General features: G+C 73.2%; 12 protein-coding genes. 7 read left to right on the forward strand and 5 right to left on the reverse strand.

What is annotated here, in order from left to right; all coding sequences use genetic code 11:
- The first annotated feature begins 85 nt into the window (after positions 1 to 85).
- The 3 genes from tatC (at position 86) to V5E28_RS41925 (ending at position 4,590) form a co-directional block, all read left to right on the forward strand.
- Positions 86 to 874: a twin-arginine translocase subunit TatC gene (gene tatC, locus V5E28_RS41915; RefSeq protein ID WP_336215502.1), complete on the forward strand. Its 789-nt coding sequence runs from the start codon at positions 86 to 88 to the stop codon at positions 872 to 874.
- Between the two features lie 16 nt (positions 875 to 890).
- The gene (locus tag V5E28_RS41920; RefSeq protein WP_336215503.1) at positions 891 to 1,778 is read left to right on the forward strand and encodes a diacylglycerol/lipid kinase family protein; all 888 of its coding nucleotides are present in this window, start codon (positions 891 to 893) and stop codon (positions 1,776 to 1,778) included.
- 88 nt (positions 1,779 to 1,866) lie between these two features.
- Entirely contained in the window at positions 1,867 to 4,590 is a 2,724-nt protein-coding gene (locus tag V5E28_RS41925; protein WP_336215505.1) for a DEAD/DEAH box helicase, read from the forward strand.
- Here the strand turns inward: V5E28_RS41925 and V5E28_RS41930 are convergent.
- Positions 4,572 to 4,703: a hypothetical protein gene (locus V5E28_RS41930; RefSeq protein WP_336215506.1), complete on the reverse strand. Its 132-nt coding sequence runs from the start codon at positions 4,701 to 4,703 to the stop codon at positions 4,572 to 4,574. The genes V5E28_RS41925 and V5E28_RS41930 overlap by 19 nt on opposite strands.
- A 35-nt stretch (positions 4,704 to 4,738) precedes the next feature.
- Between V5E28_RS41930 and V5E28_RS41935 the strand changes: the two genes are divergently transcribed.
- A complete protein-coding gene (locus V5E28_RS41935) occupies positions 4,739 to 4,897 on the forward strand; it encodes a hypothetical protein (protein ID WP_336215507.1) in 159 nt (52 codons plus the stop codon).
- A 15-nt stretch (positions 4,898 to 4,912) separates the two neighbouring features.
- Here V5E28_RS41935 and V5E28_RS41940 read toward each other — a convergent pair whose 3' ends face one another.
- The 4 genes from V5E28_RS41940 to V5E28_RS41955 all read right to left on the reverse strand — a co-directional run bounded on the left by V5E28_RS41940 (position 4,913) and on the right by V5E28_RS41955 (position 9,681).
- The gene (locus tag V5E28_RS41940) at positions 4,913 to 6,088 is read right to left on the reverse strand and encodes a flavin-dependent oxidoreductase (RefSeq protein ID WP_336215508.1); all 1,176 of its coding nucleotides are present in this window, start codon (positions 6,086 to 6,088) and stop codon (positions 4,913 to 4,915) included.
- A 67-nt stretch (positions 6,089 to 6,155) separates the two neighbouring features.
- Positions 6,156 to 7,580: an RNB domain-containing ribonuclease gene (locus V5E28_RS41945; protein WP_336215510.1), complete on the reverse strand. Its 1,425-nt coding sequence runs from the start codon at positions 7,578 to 7,580 to the stop codon at positions 6,156 to 6,158.
- 20 nt (positions 7,581 to 7,600) lie between these two features.
- Positions 7,601 to 8,494 carry a 5'-3' exonuclease gene (locus tag V5E28_RS41950; RefSeq protein WP_336215600.1) on the reverse strand — a complete coding sequence of 298 codons (894 nt, stop codon included), beginning with the start codon at positions 8,492 to 8,494 and terminating at the stop codon, positions 7,601 to 7,603.
- Between the two features lie 5 nt (positions 8,495 to 8,499).
- Complete coding sequence (locus V5E28_RS41955) at positions 8,500 to 9,681, reverse strand: PP2C family protein-serine/threonine phosphatase (RefSeq protein WP_336215512.1); 1,182 nt, start codon at positions 9,679 to 9,681, stop codon at positions 8,500 to 8,502.
- A gap of 193 nt (positions 9,682 to 9,874) precedes the next feature.
- On the opposite strand from V5E28_RS41955, the gene V5E28_RS41960 reads away from it, so the two are divergent.
- From V5E28_RS41960 to V5E28_RS41970, 3 genes are all read left to right on the forward strand, one after another.
- Positions 9,875 to 10,969, forward strand: coding sequence for a M24 family metallopeptidase (locus V5E28_RS41960; RefSeq protein WP_336215601.1), 1,095 nt, complete (start codon positions 9,875 to 9,877; stop codon positions 10,967 to 10,969).
- A gap of 112 nt (positions 10,970 to 11,081) precedes the next feature.
- Positions 11,082 to 12,188: a hypothetical protein gene (locus V5E28_RS41965; protein WP_336215513.1), complete on the forward strand. Its 1,107-nt coding sequence runs from the start codon at positions 11,082 to 11,084 to the stop codon at positions 12,186 to 12,188.
- A 207-nt stretch (positions 12,189 to 12,395) separates the two neighbouring features.
- Positions 12,396 to 15,500 carry a LuxR family transcriptional regulator gene (locus V5E28_RS41970; protein WP_336215515.1) on the forward strand — a complete coding sequence of 1,035 codons (3,105 nt, stop codon included), beginning with the start codon at positions 12,396 to 12,398 and terminating at the stop codon, positions 15,498 to 15,500.
- Positions 15,501 to 15,602: the final 102 nt, after the last annotated feature.

Consider the following 15,602-nt stretch of genomic DNA (forward strand, 5'->3'; position numbering starts at 1 on the left):
TCACCTGGACCGCTAGATGGCGCTGCTCAAACGGTCGAGTAACCAAGGCTCAGCCTCCGCCGACCCCGAGGGTCGCATGCCGCTCATGGAGCACCTGCGTGAGCTGCGCAACCGGCTGCTCATCGCGTCGGTCGCGGTCGTGGTCGGCATCATCATCGGCTGGTTCGTCTTCGACCCGGTGTGGGCGTTCATCAAGGCGCCCTTCTGCGAGACGCCGCAGGCCCAGCAACTGCGCGACGGCACCTGCACGCTCACCTACGGCGGCATCTTCCAGTCGTTCTTCCTGACGTTGAAGGTGTCGGCCATGGTCGGCCTTCTCGTCTCCTCGCCCGTCTGGCTCTACCAGGTCTGGGCGTTCGTCACCCCCGCGCTCTACCGCAACGAGAAGCGCTACTCGCTGACCTTCATGGCGCTGGCGATCCCGCTGTTCATGGTCGGCGCGGTGCTGGCGTACCTGATCATGGACACCAGCCTGGCGCTCATGCTGGGGTTCGCGCCGAGCGACGCGGTGGCCACGATCCAGATCGACGAGTACGTCGACTACGTCCTCATCATGCTGGTGATCTTCGGCATCTCGTTCGAGCTGCCGTTGCTGCTGGTGTTCCTCAACATCATCGGTGTCCTGTCGCGGGCCACCGTGACGAAGCACCGGCGCACGATCATCTTCGCGATGTTCGCGTTCGGCGCGGTCATCACGCCAGGCGGCGACCCGTTCGCCATGGTCGCCCTCGCGGTCCCGATGATCGTCCTCTACTTCGCCGCGGAGCTGTTCATGTACATCCGCGAGCGGCGCGCCCCCGACCAGGAGGACTTCTCCCACCTGGACGACGACGAGGCCTCGCCACTAGAAGAGGATTCCAGTTCTGCCCGATAGGCGATAAGTTCCGGGCGTGGCCCCTCAACTAGCCCTGCTCGTCAACCCCACCGCCCGTGGCGGCAGGACACTACGCCTGCTCGAACCCGTGGCCCGCCGCCTGCGGGCGGGCGGGGCCGAGCTGTCGGTGATCGTCGGCGAGGACGCCGCCGACGCCCTCGAACGGGCCTGCGCCGCCGTGGCCGAGCGTCCCGACGCGCTCGTGGCCTTCGGCGGCGACGGCCTGGTCCACCTGGCCGTGCAGGCCGTGGCGGGCACCGACGTGCCGCTCGGCATCATCCCCGCCGGGACCGGCAACGACATCGCCACCGCGCTGGGCGTGCCGCGCAAGGATCCGATCGGCGCGGCCAGGACCGTGCTGCGGATGCGGCCGCGGCTGGTCGACGCCGCGTGCATCCGCTCCGGCGCCGCGGAGGAGCTGTTCGCCGGGGTGGTGTGCTGCGGGTTCGACTCGCGGGTGAACGAGCGCGCCAACCGGCTCACCTGGCCGCCCGGGATGGCCCGCTACCTGGTCGCCACCGCGCAGGAGCTGCGCGCGTTCGAGCCGATCCCGTTCCGGGTCACGCTCGACGGCGGGGAGCCGATCGAACGGGAGGCCATGATGGTGGCGGTGGCCAACACCTGCTCCTACGGCGCCGGCATGATGGTGTGCCCCGACGCGCGGCCCGACGACGGGCTGCTGGACGTGGTGATGGTGGAGGCGCTGTCCAAAAGGGAGTTCCTGCGGGTCTTCCCCAGGGTCTACCGGGGCACCCACGTCACCCACCGGGCCGTGTCGGTGCGGCGGGCCAAGACCGTCGTCCTGGAGGCGCCCGGCGTGGTGGCCTACGCCGACGGCGAGCGCGTCGGGCCGGTCCCGGTCACGTGCGAGATCCGGCCGGGGGCGCTGCGCGTCCTCACCTGAGCCGCCCTCGGTGAAGGCGCCTGGACGGGATGATCTCGGCAGGACGGCAGGGGCGGACCGGAATGGCGATTTCGGTAGGCTGACGGTTATGACAACGCCAGCGGAACGCTACGCGGCCTTCCGTCAGAAATACGCGGACGACGGGGCCGCTCTCAGGTCGTTCCGGGGCCTGTACGACTTCGAGCTCGACGACTTCCAAATAGACGCCTGCCGGGCCCTCGAAGCCGGCGACGGCGTCCTGGTGGCCGCCCCCACCGGCTCGGGCAAGACGGTCGTCGGGGAGTTCGCCGTCCACCTCGCCCTGGAGCAGGGCCGTAAGTGCTTCTACACCACCCCGATCAAGGCGCTGTCCAATCAGAAGTACAACGACCTGGTCAAACGGTACGGCACCGCCAAGGTCGGGCTGCTGACCGGCGACAACAGCGTCAACGGCGAGGCCTCGATCGTCGTCATGACGACCGAGGTGCTGCGCAACATGCTCTATGCCGGCTCGGCCACGCTGGCCGGGCTGGGTTTCGCCGTCATGGACGAGGTCCACTACCTGGCCGACCGGTTCCGCGGCGCGGTGTGGGAAGAGGTCATCATCCACCTGCCCGAGTCGGTCAGGCTGGTGGCGCTGTCGGCGACGGTGAGCAACGCCGAGGAGTTCGGCGAGTGGCTCGGCGAGGTGCGCGGCGACACGACCGTCATCGTCGACGAGCACCGGCCGGTGCCGCTGTGGCAGCACATGATGATCGGCAACCGGATCTACGACCTGTTCATGACCGACGACGAGACGCCGCGCATCAACCCGACGCTGATGCGGGTGACGAGCGACGCCGAGCGGCTCACCGCGGGCCGGGGACGGCGCGGCTACGGCAGGCCCTCCAGGTCCCGGCCGCCGGACCGGGCCCAGGTGATCGAGAAGCTCGACGGCGAGGGGCTGCTGCCGGCGATCACGTTCATCTTCTCGCGGGCGGGCTGCCAGGCGGCCGTCCAGCAGTGCCTGTACGCCGGGATCCGGCTCACCACCGAGCGGGAGCAGCACGAGATCCGGCAGCTCGTCGACGAGCGGACCGCGCATCTGCCGGACGAGGACCTGGCCGTGCTCGGCTACCTGGAGTGGCGCGACTGCCTGGAGCGCGGGCTGGCGGCGCACCACGCGGGCATGCTGCCCGCCTTCAAGGAGGTCGTCGAGGAGCTGTTCACCCGTGGCCTCGTCAAGGCGGTGTTCGCCACCGAGACGCTGGCGCTGGGCATCAACATGCCGGCTCGCAGCGTGGTGATCGAGAAGCTCGACAAGTGGAACGGCGAGACCCACGCCGACCTCACTCCGGGCGAATACACCCAGCTCACCGGCCGGGCGGGGCGGCGCGGCATCGACGTCGAGGGGCACGCCGTGGTGCTCTGGCAGCCGGGCATGGACCCGCTGTCGGTGGCGGGCCTGGCGGGCACCCGCACCTACCCCCTGCGCTCCAGCTTCCAGCCCTCCTACAACATGGCGGTCAACCTGGTCGGCCAGTTCGGCCGCGAGCGTGCCAGGGCACTGCTGGAGGAGTCGTTCGCGCAGTTCCAGGCCGACAGGGCGGTCGTCGGGCTGGCCAAGCAGCTGCGCAAGCACGAGGAGGCGCTGGAGGGCTACCAGGAGGCGATGACCTGCCACCTGGGCGACTTCACCGAATACGCGGGGCTGCGCAGGCGGCTGTCCGACCGCGAGACGGAGCTGTCCAAGCAGCGCGGGGCGGCGCGCCGGGCGGCGGCCGTGCGGTCGCTGGAGGCGCTGCAGCCGGGCGACGTGATCCGGGTGCCCGGCGGGCGCAGGGCCGGGCTGGCGATCGTGCTCGACCCGGGCCGCAACCCCCGCGGTTACGGTCCCAGCCCGCTGGTGCTCACGATCGGCAAGCAGGTCAAGAAGCTCGACCCGGCCGACTTCCCGGTGCCGGTCGAGCCGATCGAGAAGCTGCGCATCCCGAAGAACTTCAACGGCCGCTCGCCCAAGGAGCGCGCCAACCTCGTCTCCACGCTGCTCGCCAAGCTCGGCGACCGGGACCTGGGCAAGCCGGCCAGGGCGCGCGACCACGCGGTGGAGGACGACGAGATCAACGACCTGCGCCGGCGCATCCGGCAGCATCCGTGCCACGGCTGCGACGAGCGCGAGGACCACGCGCGGTGGGCCGAGCGCTACTACAAGCTGCTGCGCGAGACCGAGGGACTGCGCCGCCGCGTGGAAGGCCGCTCGCACGTCATCTCGCGCACCTTCGACCGGATCTGCTCGGTGCTGGTGCAGCTCGGCTATCTGGAGGACGAGACCGTCACCGACGAGGGCCGCCGGCTGGGCCGCATCTACACCGAGCTGGACCTGCTCACCGCGGAGTGCCTGCGCAGCGGGCTGTGGGAGGATCTCGACCCGGCGGAGCTGGCGGCGTGCGTGTCGGCGCTGGTGTTCGAGTCGCGCCAGTCGGAGGACGCCAGGCGGCCGAAGCTCCCGGCCGGCCGTGCCCAGGACGCGCTGACGGCGATGATTCGGCTGTGGGGGGAGCTCGAGGGCATCGAGTCCGACCATGGGCTGTCCACCATCCGCGAGCCCGATCTCGGCTTCGCCTGGGCGGCGTTCCGCTGGACCAAGGGGCACAACCTGGACGCCGTGCTGATGGACGGCGTCAACGGCAACGAGCTGGCCGCCGGCGACTTCGTACGGTGGATCAAGCAGCTGATGGACCTGCTCGGCCAGCTCGGCAACGCCGCCCCGCAGGGCAGCAAGATCAGGCAGACGGCGACCAAGGCCATGGACGGGATGCGCCGGGGCGTGGTGGCCTACTCGTCGCTGACCTGAGGCTCACCGTGCCAGCCGCTCGGTCTGGCGTTGAGCACCGCGATCGTCCGGGTGATGTAGTCGGCGATCGCGGCGAGCTCGCGCTCGTCGTAGCGGGTCATGAAGGCGGTCATCTCCTCGCCCAGCTCGGCGAAGATGCCGGCGAGGAGTGGCGGCCGAGGAGCGGCGCGAGCTCGTCATGGCGGTGCTGGTCTCGGTGAAGAACCCCACCGTCATCGCCTTCACCTTCATCTGGATGATCGGCGTGGCGCGCCGCCTCATGCTGGACGGCACCCCGCAGATCAACGAGCCGCGCGCGGCTCGTTGACGCGGGTGCGGTCGCTCAGACGGACCAGGAGGCGCGCTCGTTCAGCGTGGCCGGGTCGAAACCGGCCATCTGCTTGTAGCGCAGGGCGATCTCCTCGAGCTCGGACAGGGGCATGACCTGCTCGATGTCGTCGAAGCCGCCGGGGGCGCGCTCGTGGGCCAGCCGCATGACGACCTCCGGGCCGTCCTTGCGGTTGGCGTGCACGATCTCGGTGCACATGGGGCGGCGCCGGCTCTCGTAGAACTCCAGACCGCGGCCGGTGGCCAGGGCGTTGGCCAGGACGCGGGCGTCCACGATGGACTGGGTGCCGCCGTTGGAGCCCGTGGGGTACATCGGGTGGGCGGCGTCGCCGAGCAGCGTGACCCTGTCGGTCGACCAGCGCGGCAGCGGGTCGCGGTCCACCATCGGATACTCGTAGACGGCCTGGGCGCTGGAGACCATGCCGGGGATGTCGAGCCAGTCGAAGCGCCAGTCGGCCACGTGGTGGAAGAACGTGTCGATGGCGACCTCCCTGTTCCAGTCGCCCCGCGGGACCGTCTCCGGGCCCTGGCGCTGGATGGCCCAGTTGATGAGCACGTTGCCGTCCTCGTCCGGCGGCGCGATGGGGTAGACGACCACCTTCTGCACGTCGTCACCGGCCATCAGCATGGACCTGCCGGTCATGAACGGCTTGCCGATGGTGGTGCCGCGCCATAACACCTGGCCGCTCCACAGAGGCTCGCCCTCCTCGGGGAACATCGCGGCGCGCACCGCCGAGCGGATGCCGTCGGCACCCACCAGCAGGTCGGCGTCGTGGTCCAGCCCGGTGACCGGCGAGCCGGTGACGACCGAGTCCGGCCCGAGCCGCTCCTTGACGGCCTCCAGCAGCATGAACTGCAGCCGTCCCCGGTGCACGGAGTACTGCGGCCAGCGGTAGCCGGCCGCCACGCCGCGCACCTCCGACCAGATGGGCTGGCCGTAGCGGTTGACGAAGGTGAGATCCGCCGTGGCCACGCCGATGGCGGCCATACGCTCGCCGAGGCCGAGCTCGGTGAGCTCGCGCACGGCGTGCGGCAGGATGTTGATGCCGACGCCGAGCGGCCGGAGCTCCTGGACGGACTCGTGGACGACGACGTCGGTGAAGCCGGCGGCATGCAGGCTGAGGGCTGTGGTCAGCCCGCCGATTCCGGCTCCCGCGATGAGAATACGCATGAGATGGACCTCCCGTTGAGACGGCCACGACATTGCCGTAATCGGCGGGAGGAGCACAAGACCTTGATCAGGAGAGCGTGAAACGGACCTCGCGGGTCGCCGGGTCCGCCTGGACGAGCCGCACGGTCACCTGCTCGCCGAGCGGCAGCTCACCGTCACAGCGCGCGATCACCGCGGGATCGGCGAGCTGCACCAGCCCGCCGCCGCGCTCGGCGTCGGTGTCGATCACCATCGCGCCGAACGCCTGCCCGACCCGCTCGCGCAGCACGAACGCCTCGACCAGGTCCACGCACGCGCGCTCGGCCGCCCCCGCCCGGCGGCCACTCGCCGACATCACCTCCGGCAGTGCCGCCAGCGCCGCCCGCACGTCGGCCGGAACCGGCTCCCCGGCCGCGACCGCCAGGCACACCTCCGTCGCGTAGCGGTCCACCAGCCGCCGCAGCGGCGCCGTCACATGCGTGTACGGCGCGGCGACCGCGGCGTGGTCCGCCAGCTTCGGCGGCGCCCCGTCGAAGGCCACGTAACCGGCGCCGCGCAGCAGCACCCTCGCCTCGTGCAGGAACGCCGCCTGCTGCGGGACCTTCGCGTCCAGGCCGTGCACCACCGCGCCGTAGGAGGCGCCCTCAGGCCAGGGCACCTCCAGCGCCTCGGCCACCCGCCGGACCTTGGCCAGGTCGCCGGAACGCGGTGCGGGCAGCACCCGCAGCACGCCGATCTCCGCGTCCAGCATCATGGCGGCCGCGGCCATGCCGGTGAGCAGGGAGATCTGGGCGTTCCACGCCTCGGCCGGCAGCGGCAGCCGGTATTCGAGGCTGAACCCGCCGTCGGCGGGCACCATCTCCTGCTCCGGCGTCGGCAGCGTGACGCCGCCGCGCTCGCGCTCCAGCTCCAGCCTGAGCCGGCCGATCTCGGCCAGCAGGTTCAGCGTGCCGTCGGCGGTGCCGGTGTCGACGGCCGCCTGCACATAGTCGTAGTCGAGCCGCTCGCGGCTGCGTACCAGCGCCCGCTGCACGTCGGCGCCCACCGTGACGCCGTCGGCGTCGAGGTCGATCCGCCACACCACGGCGGGCCGGGTCGCGCCGGGCAGCAGGCTGGCCGCGCCCTCCGACAGCACCCGCGGGTGCAGCGGCACGTTGCCGGTCGGCAGGTAGATCGTCGCGCCGCGGGCGCGGGCCTCGGCGTCGATCACACCGCCCGGCCGCACGAACGCGCCCACGTCGGCGATCGCGTACCAGACGCGGTAGCCGCCGTGCAGCCGCTCGAGGTGCAGGGCCTGGTCGAGATCCATCGAGCCGGGCGGGTCGACGGTGATGAACGGCAGGTCCGTCAGGTCCTTGCCGCCGGGTCTCGGCACCTCGGCCACCCACTCGGCCTCGTCGAGCACGGCCTGCGGGAACTCGCCGGGCAACTTGAGCTCGCGGCGGATCCGGTCGAAACCGTCTTGGAGGCGGGCGGGAACCTCGCCAGGGACCTGAATGCTGGTACTCGACACGCGCTCAACCTACAGCCGGATCACCGCCGCAGTACGTCAAGCAGGCGGTTGAGCGGGCTGTCCAGGCCGTAGCGGTCGGCGAGCCGCACCAGTTCCTCGGGGTCGCGGGGCTTGGCGGGCAGAGTCAGATCGGCGGACGGCAGCGGCGCGTCGGGCGCCACCTTCACCACCGCCGGGGCCACCGTCAGATAGTCGCGGGAGGCGGCCAGCTTGCTGCGGCTGCCGGCGGGGAAGCCCTCCGTGACGCCCTCGTCCAGCGCGGCCAGCAGCGCTTCGAGCGAGCCGAAGCGGGTGATGAGCGCGGCCGCCGTCTTGTCACCCACCCCCGCGACGCCGGGCAGGCCGTCGCTGGGGTCGCCGCGGAGCGTGGCGAAGTCGGCGTAGGCGCGGCCGGGCACGCCGTACTTGGCCGTCACGAACGCCTCGTCCACCAGCTGCAGGTTGCGGAGGCCGCGCACGGTGTAGAGCACGCGGACCGGGCGGGCGTCGTCGACCAGCTGGAACAGGTCGCGGTCGCCCGTCACGATGTCGACCGCGCCCGGCGCCTGGTGGGTGAGGGTGCCGATGACGTCGTCGGCCTCGTAGCCGGGCGACTCCAGCCGGGCGATGCCGACCGCGTCGAGCACCTGCTCGATCACCGGGATCTGCGGCACCAGCGTGTCGGGCACCTCCTCGGTGTGGCCGTGCGCGACCCGGTGCGCCTTGTAGGTGGGGATCGCCGCCACCCGGAAGGCGGGCCGCCAGTCGGCGTCCATGGTGGCGGCCAGCTCGCCGGGCGAGTGCTGCCGCACCAGGGTGGCGATCATGTCGATGAGGCCGCGCACGGCGTTGACGGGCATGCCGTCCGGGGCGGTGATCGACTCCGGGATGCCGTAGAAGGCCCGGAAGTACAGCGACGGGGTGTCCAGAAGCATCAGCACTAGCCCAGTATGCCCACCGCCAGCAAGCACGCGTCGTCTTCCGGATTGGGGCCGCCGATGTCGGCCAGGAGCTGGTCCAGCCCTTCGTCGAGATCGCAGCCCGGCAGCTTGCAGGCCGCGGTCATGGCCAGGTCCAGGCCCTCGTCGATGTCGCGGTCACGCCGCTCGACCAGCCCGTCGGTGAACATCAGCAGCAGGTCGCCGTCGCGCAGCTCGGTCGTGGCAAGGTGGTACGGCCGGTCGCTGGCGGCGCCGAGCAGCACGCCCCTGGGCGGGCAGAGCTGGGCCGCCACGCCGTCGCGCACCAGGATCGGCGCCAGATTGCCCGCCTGCCCCCAGGTGAACACCCCGGTGGCGGTGTCGAGGTGCCCGATGATCGCTGTGGCCGTGGTGTCGGCCAGCCGGTGCAGCACCAGGTCGTTCAGCCAGGCCATCAGCTGGTTGGGCGGCGCGCCGGTCATGGTGAGGCCGATCAGGGCGTGCCGGAGCTGCGCCATGTGCGCGATGGCGGGCAGGCCGTGACCGGACACGTCGCCGATGGCCAGCAGCGCCCGGCCGTCGGGCAGCGCCGCGGCCTCGAACCAGTCGCCGCCGAGACTGGCCGTCTTCTCGGCCGGGACGTACCGCACGGCGATCCGGGTGCGCGGCAGGTCGAGGCAGCCGACCGGCTCGGGCAGGATCGCCTCGCGCAGCGCCAGCATCACGTGGCGCTCCTCGGCCGCCTGCACGCGCGCCTCCAGGAGCTGGCGGCGCGACTCGGACATGATGCGCTCGGCGCGGCGGCGGCCGGTGATGTCCTGGATGACGCCGTGCACGCCGGTCGGCCCGCCGGGGGCCATGAGCGGCTCCAGCACCATGCGCAGGCTGCGCACGTCGCCGGCGCCGCGCCGGATGCGGAACTCCGCCTGCACCGGCTCCACGCCCTGCGTGACCGTCCACAGCAGCTCGTCCAGCGCGGCCAGGTCGGCGGGCTCGACATGGTCGGCCAGCTCGGCCAGGCGCAGCGGCCCGTCGCCCGGATCGCGGCCGAAGATGGCGTAGACCTGCTCGGACCAGATGATGCAGCCGGTGCGCAGGTTCCACTCGGCCCAGCCCATGTTGCCCAGCCGCTGGGCGTGTGCCAGCCGCACCGCCAGCAGCTCGGCGTCGATGTGGCCACCGACCCCCGCCGCCGGGCTCATCGGACGATGCTGGTGACCTCCGATGACATCGACCATGGTCTCACTCTCGTACGGCGCGGGAACGGGACAATTAACCCCACAATACGTGATCGATCGTGAACGCAACGTAGCTATAGCTTGCCGTGTTGTGAGACCTTTTCGCGGATTTTAGGCGGCGTGATCCGAGTAGATTGTGCCTGTGACGTCCTCAGACTTGTACCCCGTGTCCCGCCTCGCCGCCGTCCAGGAGGCCACCGCCAAGGCCGGCATCGACGCGCTGCTGCTGACCCCCGGCCCGGATCTGCGCTACGTCAGCGGCTACGACGCCAAGCCGCTCGAGCGGCTGACGTGCCTGGTGGTGCCGGCCGCCGCGGAGCCGTACATGATGGTGCCCCGCCTGGAGCTGCCGGCCGCGCAGGCCTCGCCCGCCTCCAGGCTCGGTCTGGACTTCGTGGCGTGGGACGAGACCGAAGACCCCTACCGGATCGCCGCCCGCCGGCTCGGCGACGTGGCCAAGGTGGGGCTGGCCGACCGGATGTGGGCGATGTCGTCGCTGCGCTTCCGCGACGCGCTGCCGGGCGCCGAGCAGGTGCTGGCCGGCAGCGTGCTGCGGGAGCTGCGGATGCGCAAGTCCCCGGCCGAGGTGGCGGCGCTGCGTGAGGCGGGGGAGGCGATCGACTCCGTGCACCGGCAGGTGCCCGGCCTCCTGCGCGCCGGCCGCACCGAGCGGGAGGTGGCCCGCGACATCGCCGAGGCCATCCTGGCCAGCGGCCACGACACGGTCGACTTCGTCATCGTCGCCTCCGGCCCCAACGGCGCCAGCCCGCACCACGAGGTGTCCGACCGGGTCATCCAGGCGGGCGAGCCGGTCGTCGTCGACATCGGCGGCCAGCTCCACAACGGCTACTGCTCCGACTCCACCCGCACCTACAGCGTCGGCGAGCCGCCCGCCGACTTCGCCGCCTACTACGAGGTGCTGCGCCGCGCCCAGGCGGCCGCCTGCGACGCGGTGCGGCCCGGCGTGCCGTGCGAGTCGATCGACGCCGCCGCCCGCGAGATCATCGCCGAGGCCGGCCACGGCGAGCTTTTCATCCACCGCACCGGCCACGGCATCGGCATCGAGACGCACGAGGAGCCGTACATCGTCGCCGGCAACGGCGAGCCCATGGAGGCCGGCTTCGCCTTCTCCGTCGAGCCCGGCATCTACCTGGCCGGTCGGCACGGCGCCCGCATCGAGGACATAGTCGTGTGCACCGAGTCCGGCGGGGAGCGGCTCAACAACACCACGCGCGAGCTGGTGATCGTCTAGCCGGTCAGATTGTCGGGGGCGATCGCTAGCGTCCCGGGCATGTCCGTTGCCGCCCTGGCGCGCCCAGCGCCCGGTGCGACCCCTCAGCGGCGGACACGGCGGAGGTGGCGGCGTGAACCCGTGGCAGGAGGTCCTCGAGCGGATCGAGGCCGGGGCCAACCAGGAGCTGGCGGAGTTCGTCTCGACGCTCGGCGAGCTCGGCCGCAAGGCGGTGGCGGTGCAGTTGCCCGGCCATGTGGCCGGGCGGCTCGGCGAGGGCATGGACGGCCGGCGGGAGATCGAGGACCAGGCGGCCGGGCTGCGCATCGCGGGCGCCGCCTGCCTGGGCGGGGCGGCGCAGGTGGCCGCCTGGCTCAATCGGCGGGAGTTGCGCCGCGTGCTGGGGCCGCGGACCGACGCCGCGCGGATCCTGTCACTGATCAGGGACCGGCCCGCCCCGTGGCGCAGGGAGCTGGCCGTGCGGCTCGTGGGGCGGCTGCGCCAGACGCGCGGCACGGGCGTCGGCGCACGCGTCGAGGTGGGCACCGAAGCGGTCCCCGGCTGGCACGTCGCCGCCGGGCTGGTGGCGGAGACGGGGATCGAGCCGCCGGACGGCGACGCGTTCGTGGCCGGATGGGCGTGGCAGCTCGCCGAGGCGCACCGGTGGGAGCAGCCGCCGCCGCTGTGCGAGGACCCGCTGCTGGACGTGATGGTTCCCCGGTTGTTCCGGTCCGCGGGGGTGGCCGGCGCGCTGGCCTGGAGCGAGCGCCGCAAGCGCGGCGTCTCGGCGATCGCCTCACTGGCCGCCCTGGCCTCGCAGGGGCGGGTGCCGCGCGAGGTGCTGCTCGGCGGTTGCGCCGGGCGGTTCGTGGCAGGGGGAGTCGCCGGTGAGCTGACGCCCTTCGTGGAGCTGTGGCATCAGCTGCGGCCGGAGCCGAGCGAGATTCCGGTGCTCGGCTTCGTCCGGCTGCTGCCGTCGGCGCCCTCGCCGCTGGTGCGGCTCGCGATCGAGGAGCTGCGGCGCGCCGACGAAGCCGGGCTGCTCGACGACGAGCTGTTCGCCGACGCCGTACGGTCGCTGGCGTTGCGGCCCGAGAAGAGGTACGTCTCCGCGGCGCTGCAGTGGATCGCCGAGGCGGGGCGTTCCAGGGCCGACGGCGCCCTGGTGGCACTCGCCACCGTGCTCGGCGAGGACTCGCCCGCGCTGCGGGATCGGGCGGCCCGCTTACGTTCACGGTGACGGGGGCCGCTCGCGCGGCCTACGCCGGATTCCTGCTTCGCATGGGGTGGTGTCGGGTTCCTGCTCCGCTCGGGCCCGTGCACCTTGGTGGTGCTGGCGCTGGTTGTGCCGGGCACGCCAGGGTGTCCCGGCCTCTTCTGCGACGTCGATGTATCAAATCCGTCGCCGCGCCCTCTGGGAGTGCAAGGGGCAAGGGAGGGAGACGGGATGTTCGTCGGGAGGATGGCGGAGCTCGCCTTGCTACGCGCGGAACTGAGCCTGGCGCGCGTCGGGCCCGCTCGCAAGGTGGTGATCGAAGGGCCGGAGGGGATCGGCAAGACGGCCCTGATCCGCCATGTCCTCGACGAGGCCGCCGATGTGCGGGTGCTCGCCGCCAGCGGGGAGGAGAACGAGCGGCAGCTCAGATTCGGCCTCGTCCGCCAGCTGACGGACGAGGTGGCGGGGCAGGACACGTGGACCGTCGGCCAGGCCATCTGCGACGTGATCGAGCGGTCGCAGGCCGGCGGGCCCGTCGTGGTGCTCGTGGACGACGCCCAGTGGGCCGATCGGCCCTCGCTGCGAGCGCTCGGCTACGCGCTGCGCCGCCTGCGCGGCGGGCGCGTGCTGGTGCTGATCGCCTGCCGGGACATCGCCGACCCCTGGCTGCCGGAGGGGCTGCGGCGGCTCCTGGCGGCCGACGCCACCCGCCGGCTCTGCCTCGGCGGCCTGTCCGCGGGCGAGCTGGCCCGGCTCCCGGTGCTGGGGCGGCCGGGCGCCGGGGTGATGGCGCAGGCCTGGTCCGATGGCGCGGGGTGGGGGACCCGCGACCGGTTCGGCGACGCGGGGGCGCGCCCGCTGGACTGGCCGGGGGGCGTTGGTGCGGGTTCGCTGGACTGGCCGGGGGGCGGCGGAGCGGGTTCGCAGGACGGGCTCGGCGGCTCGGAGCGGGTGGCGGGCGCCGGATCACCGCCTCGAGGGGACGGGGCGGGGCCGGGGGAGCCGGCGCGCGAAGGAGGCGGCTCCGGGCAGGCAGGCGGCCACGGGCGCGAGGGTTCCGGGGAGCCGGGACACGACCCGTCGGCGGGTGTGCCGGAGCCGTCGCGGGCAGGGTCGGCGTTCTCCGGGCGGCCGCTGTCCGAACGGGCCGCGGCGCGGTTGCACGCGCACACCCTGGGCAACCCGCTGCACGCCCGTGCGATGCTCGCCACCTTCCCGGTCTCGCTGCTGGCGGATCCGGGGACGAGGCTGCCGGCGCCCGAGACGTACGCCCGCCCCTTCATCCGGCGCCTGCGCTCCTGCGAGGACCGCACGCGCGCGCTGATCGCGGCGTGTGCGGTCCTCGACGGGCACTGCACCCTGTTCGCGGCCGCGACGGTGTCACGCGCGCTGCCCGGCACGGCGGCGAGGGGCCGGCCCGGCCACCCGCGAGGGGGGACGGCGAGCCGCGGGACGAGGCTGGTGGCGAGGGTGGGCGCAGAGCTGGGAGACGAGTCGGAGGCGGGGATCGCGGCCGAAGGGGATCCGGTGGCCGGAGGCGCGGGAGCGGCGGCGAGTGCCGGGGACGAGGTGCTGGACGCACTGGAAGAGGCGGTGGCCGCCGGGCTGCTCGTGGAGCTGCCCGGGCGCGTGATCGCCTTCCCCGACCCGCTGGCACGGGCCGCCGTCTATGGCCGGCTCGGCGCCGGGACGCGCGCCCGCCTGCACCTCGCCGCCGCCCGGTTCGTCGACGACACGGGTACGGCGCTGCGGCATCGGGCGGCGGCGGCCGGAGGTCCGGACGAGGTGCTGGCCGAGGAGCTCGGCAGGTTCGCGGCCAAGGAGGCGCAGCACGGGCTGTGGCACGACGCCGCCACCCACCTGGAGCTGGCCGCGGGGCTCACCGAGTCGGCGGTCAGGCGCGACGAGCTGAGGACGGCGGCGCTGGAGCATGTGCTGCTCGGCGGCGATGCCGTGCGGGCGGCCGAGCTGGCGGCCGCGCCGAACGTGGACCCGCGGCCGGTGCGCCGGTACGTGCTGGGGCGGCTGGCTCTGGCGTGGGGGCGGCTGGATGAGGCCGGACGGTTGCTGGCCGACGCCTGGCCGCATCGGGAGCCGGGGTTCGCGGCCGACACCGCGGAGCAGCTCGCCTGGCTGCACCTGCTCAGGCACGACAGACAGGAGGCGGCCAGGTGGGCGCGGCTCGCCATCGAGCAGCCGATCCAGGGGGCCGCGGCCCGCCCGTTCGACGTGCTCGCGCTGAGCGGCGAGCCGTGCCCTGGGGCGCCCGCCGACAGCGTGGCCAGGGCGGTCGGGCTGCTGCGCGACGACCACGTCGACGAGGCGCGCGCGGTGCTGGGCCGGACCGTGGCGGCGCTGGGCAAGGCCGGGCTGCCGCACCACCGGCTGCTGGCCGTCGCGCTGCTGGCGGTGGCGGAGTATCGCGACGGGCGGTGGGCGGACGCCGTGGAGCGGGCCGAGCGGGCCGTCGCCGAGGCGGGCGAGCTGGGGCAGCGCTGGCTGCTGCCGTGCCTGCGAGTGGTGTGCGTGGCACCGCTGGCGGCGCAGGGCGAGCAGGAGCGGGCGCTCGCGCACGCGGGCGCGGCCCGGTCGGTGGCGCGCCGCCAGCACAACGCCCTCGGGGAGGCGCAGGCCGATCTGGCGATGGCGCTGCTGGGTGCGGGCGCGGCGGCGCCTGCCGTGGCCGACGCCTTCGCGCCGGATCCGAGGCCGCAGCTCGTGGAGACGTTCGTGGCCGAAGGGGCGCTGGACGAGGCCGAGGCCGTGCTCGCCGGGATGGACGCCGCCGGCGCGGGGCCCCGGGCGCGTGCCCAGCGGGCCAGGCTGGGCGGCCTGCTGCTCGCGGCGCGGAACGTTCCAACGGACGCGGAGGAGAGTTTCGCCGCCGCGCTGGCCCTCGTGGAGGCGGGGGCGTGCCCGATGGAGGAGGCGCGCGTGCTGCTCGACCTGGGCCGTCTGCTGCGCCGTACGGGCAGGCGGAGGGCGGCGGCCGAGCGCCTGCAGGCGGCTCGGGCGATCTTCGCCTGGCTGGGCGCCCGCCCGCTCGTCGCGCGGTGCGCCCAGGAGCTGGAGGCGTGCGGGCTGGAGCCGGCCGTGACGGCGCGGCTGGGGCTGACGCCGCAGGAATTCAGCACCGCCACGCTGGTGGCCGACGGCCTGACCAACCGGCAGATCGCCCGGGAGCTGCTGATCAGCGTCAAGACCGTCGAGTACCACATCGGCAAGATCTACATCAAGCTGGGGATCGGCTCCCGCGTCGCGCTGGCGGCGAAGCTGGCCGAGTACGGGGAAAACCCTAGGTCGCACCCTGGCGCGGCCGGCGGGCCGCTCTCGTAACGTAGAGACGATCAACGGCGCCGCGCCGGAGGAGGGGACCGGCGCGGCGGGGGTGCCCCGGCTCGCGTTCCAGGCCCGGAACGGGGACGCGAGCCGGCAGGC

The sequence above is a fragment of the Nonomuraea sp. LPB2021202275-12-8 genome, from assembly GCF_037044575.1.
Taxonomy (GTDB): domain Bacteria; phylum Actinomycetota; class Actinomycetes; order Streptosporangiales; family Streptosporangiaceae; genus Nonomuraea.

Coding starts and splice junctions, on each gene's coding strand:
- V5E28_RS41955 (WP_336215512.1), bottom strand. CDS start 9,681: ATGAGCCCGGCGGCGGGGGTCGGTGGCCACATCGACGCCGAGCTGCTG.
- V5E28_RS41970 (WP_336215515.1), top strand. CDS start 12,396: ATGTTCGTCGGGAGGATGGCGGAGCTCGCCTTGCTACGCGCGGAACTG.
- V5E28_RS41940 (WP_336215508.1), bottom strand. CDS start 6,088: ATGCGTATTCTCATCGCGGGAGCCGGAATCGGCGGGCTGACCACAGCC.
- tatC (WP_336215502.1), top strand. CDS start 86: ATGGAGCACCTGCGTGAGCTGCGCAACCGGCTGCTCATCGCGTCGGTC.
- V5E28_RS41950 (WP_336215600.1), bottom strand. CDS start 8,494: ATGCTTCTGGACACCCCGTCGCTGTACTTCCGGGCCTTCTACGGCATC.
- V5E28_RS41925 (WP_336215505.1), top strand. CDS start 1,867: ATGACAACGCCAGCGGAACGCTACGCGGCCTTCCGTCAGAAATACGCG.
- V5E28_RS41930 (WP_336215506.1), bottom strand. CDS start 4,703: ATGACCGCCTTCATGACCCGCTACGACGAGCGCGAGCTCGCCGCGATC.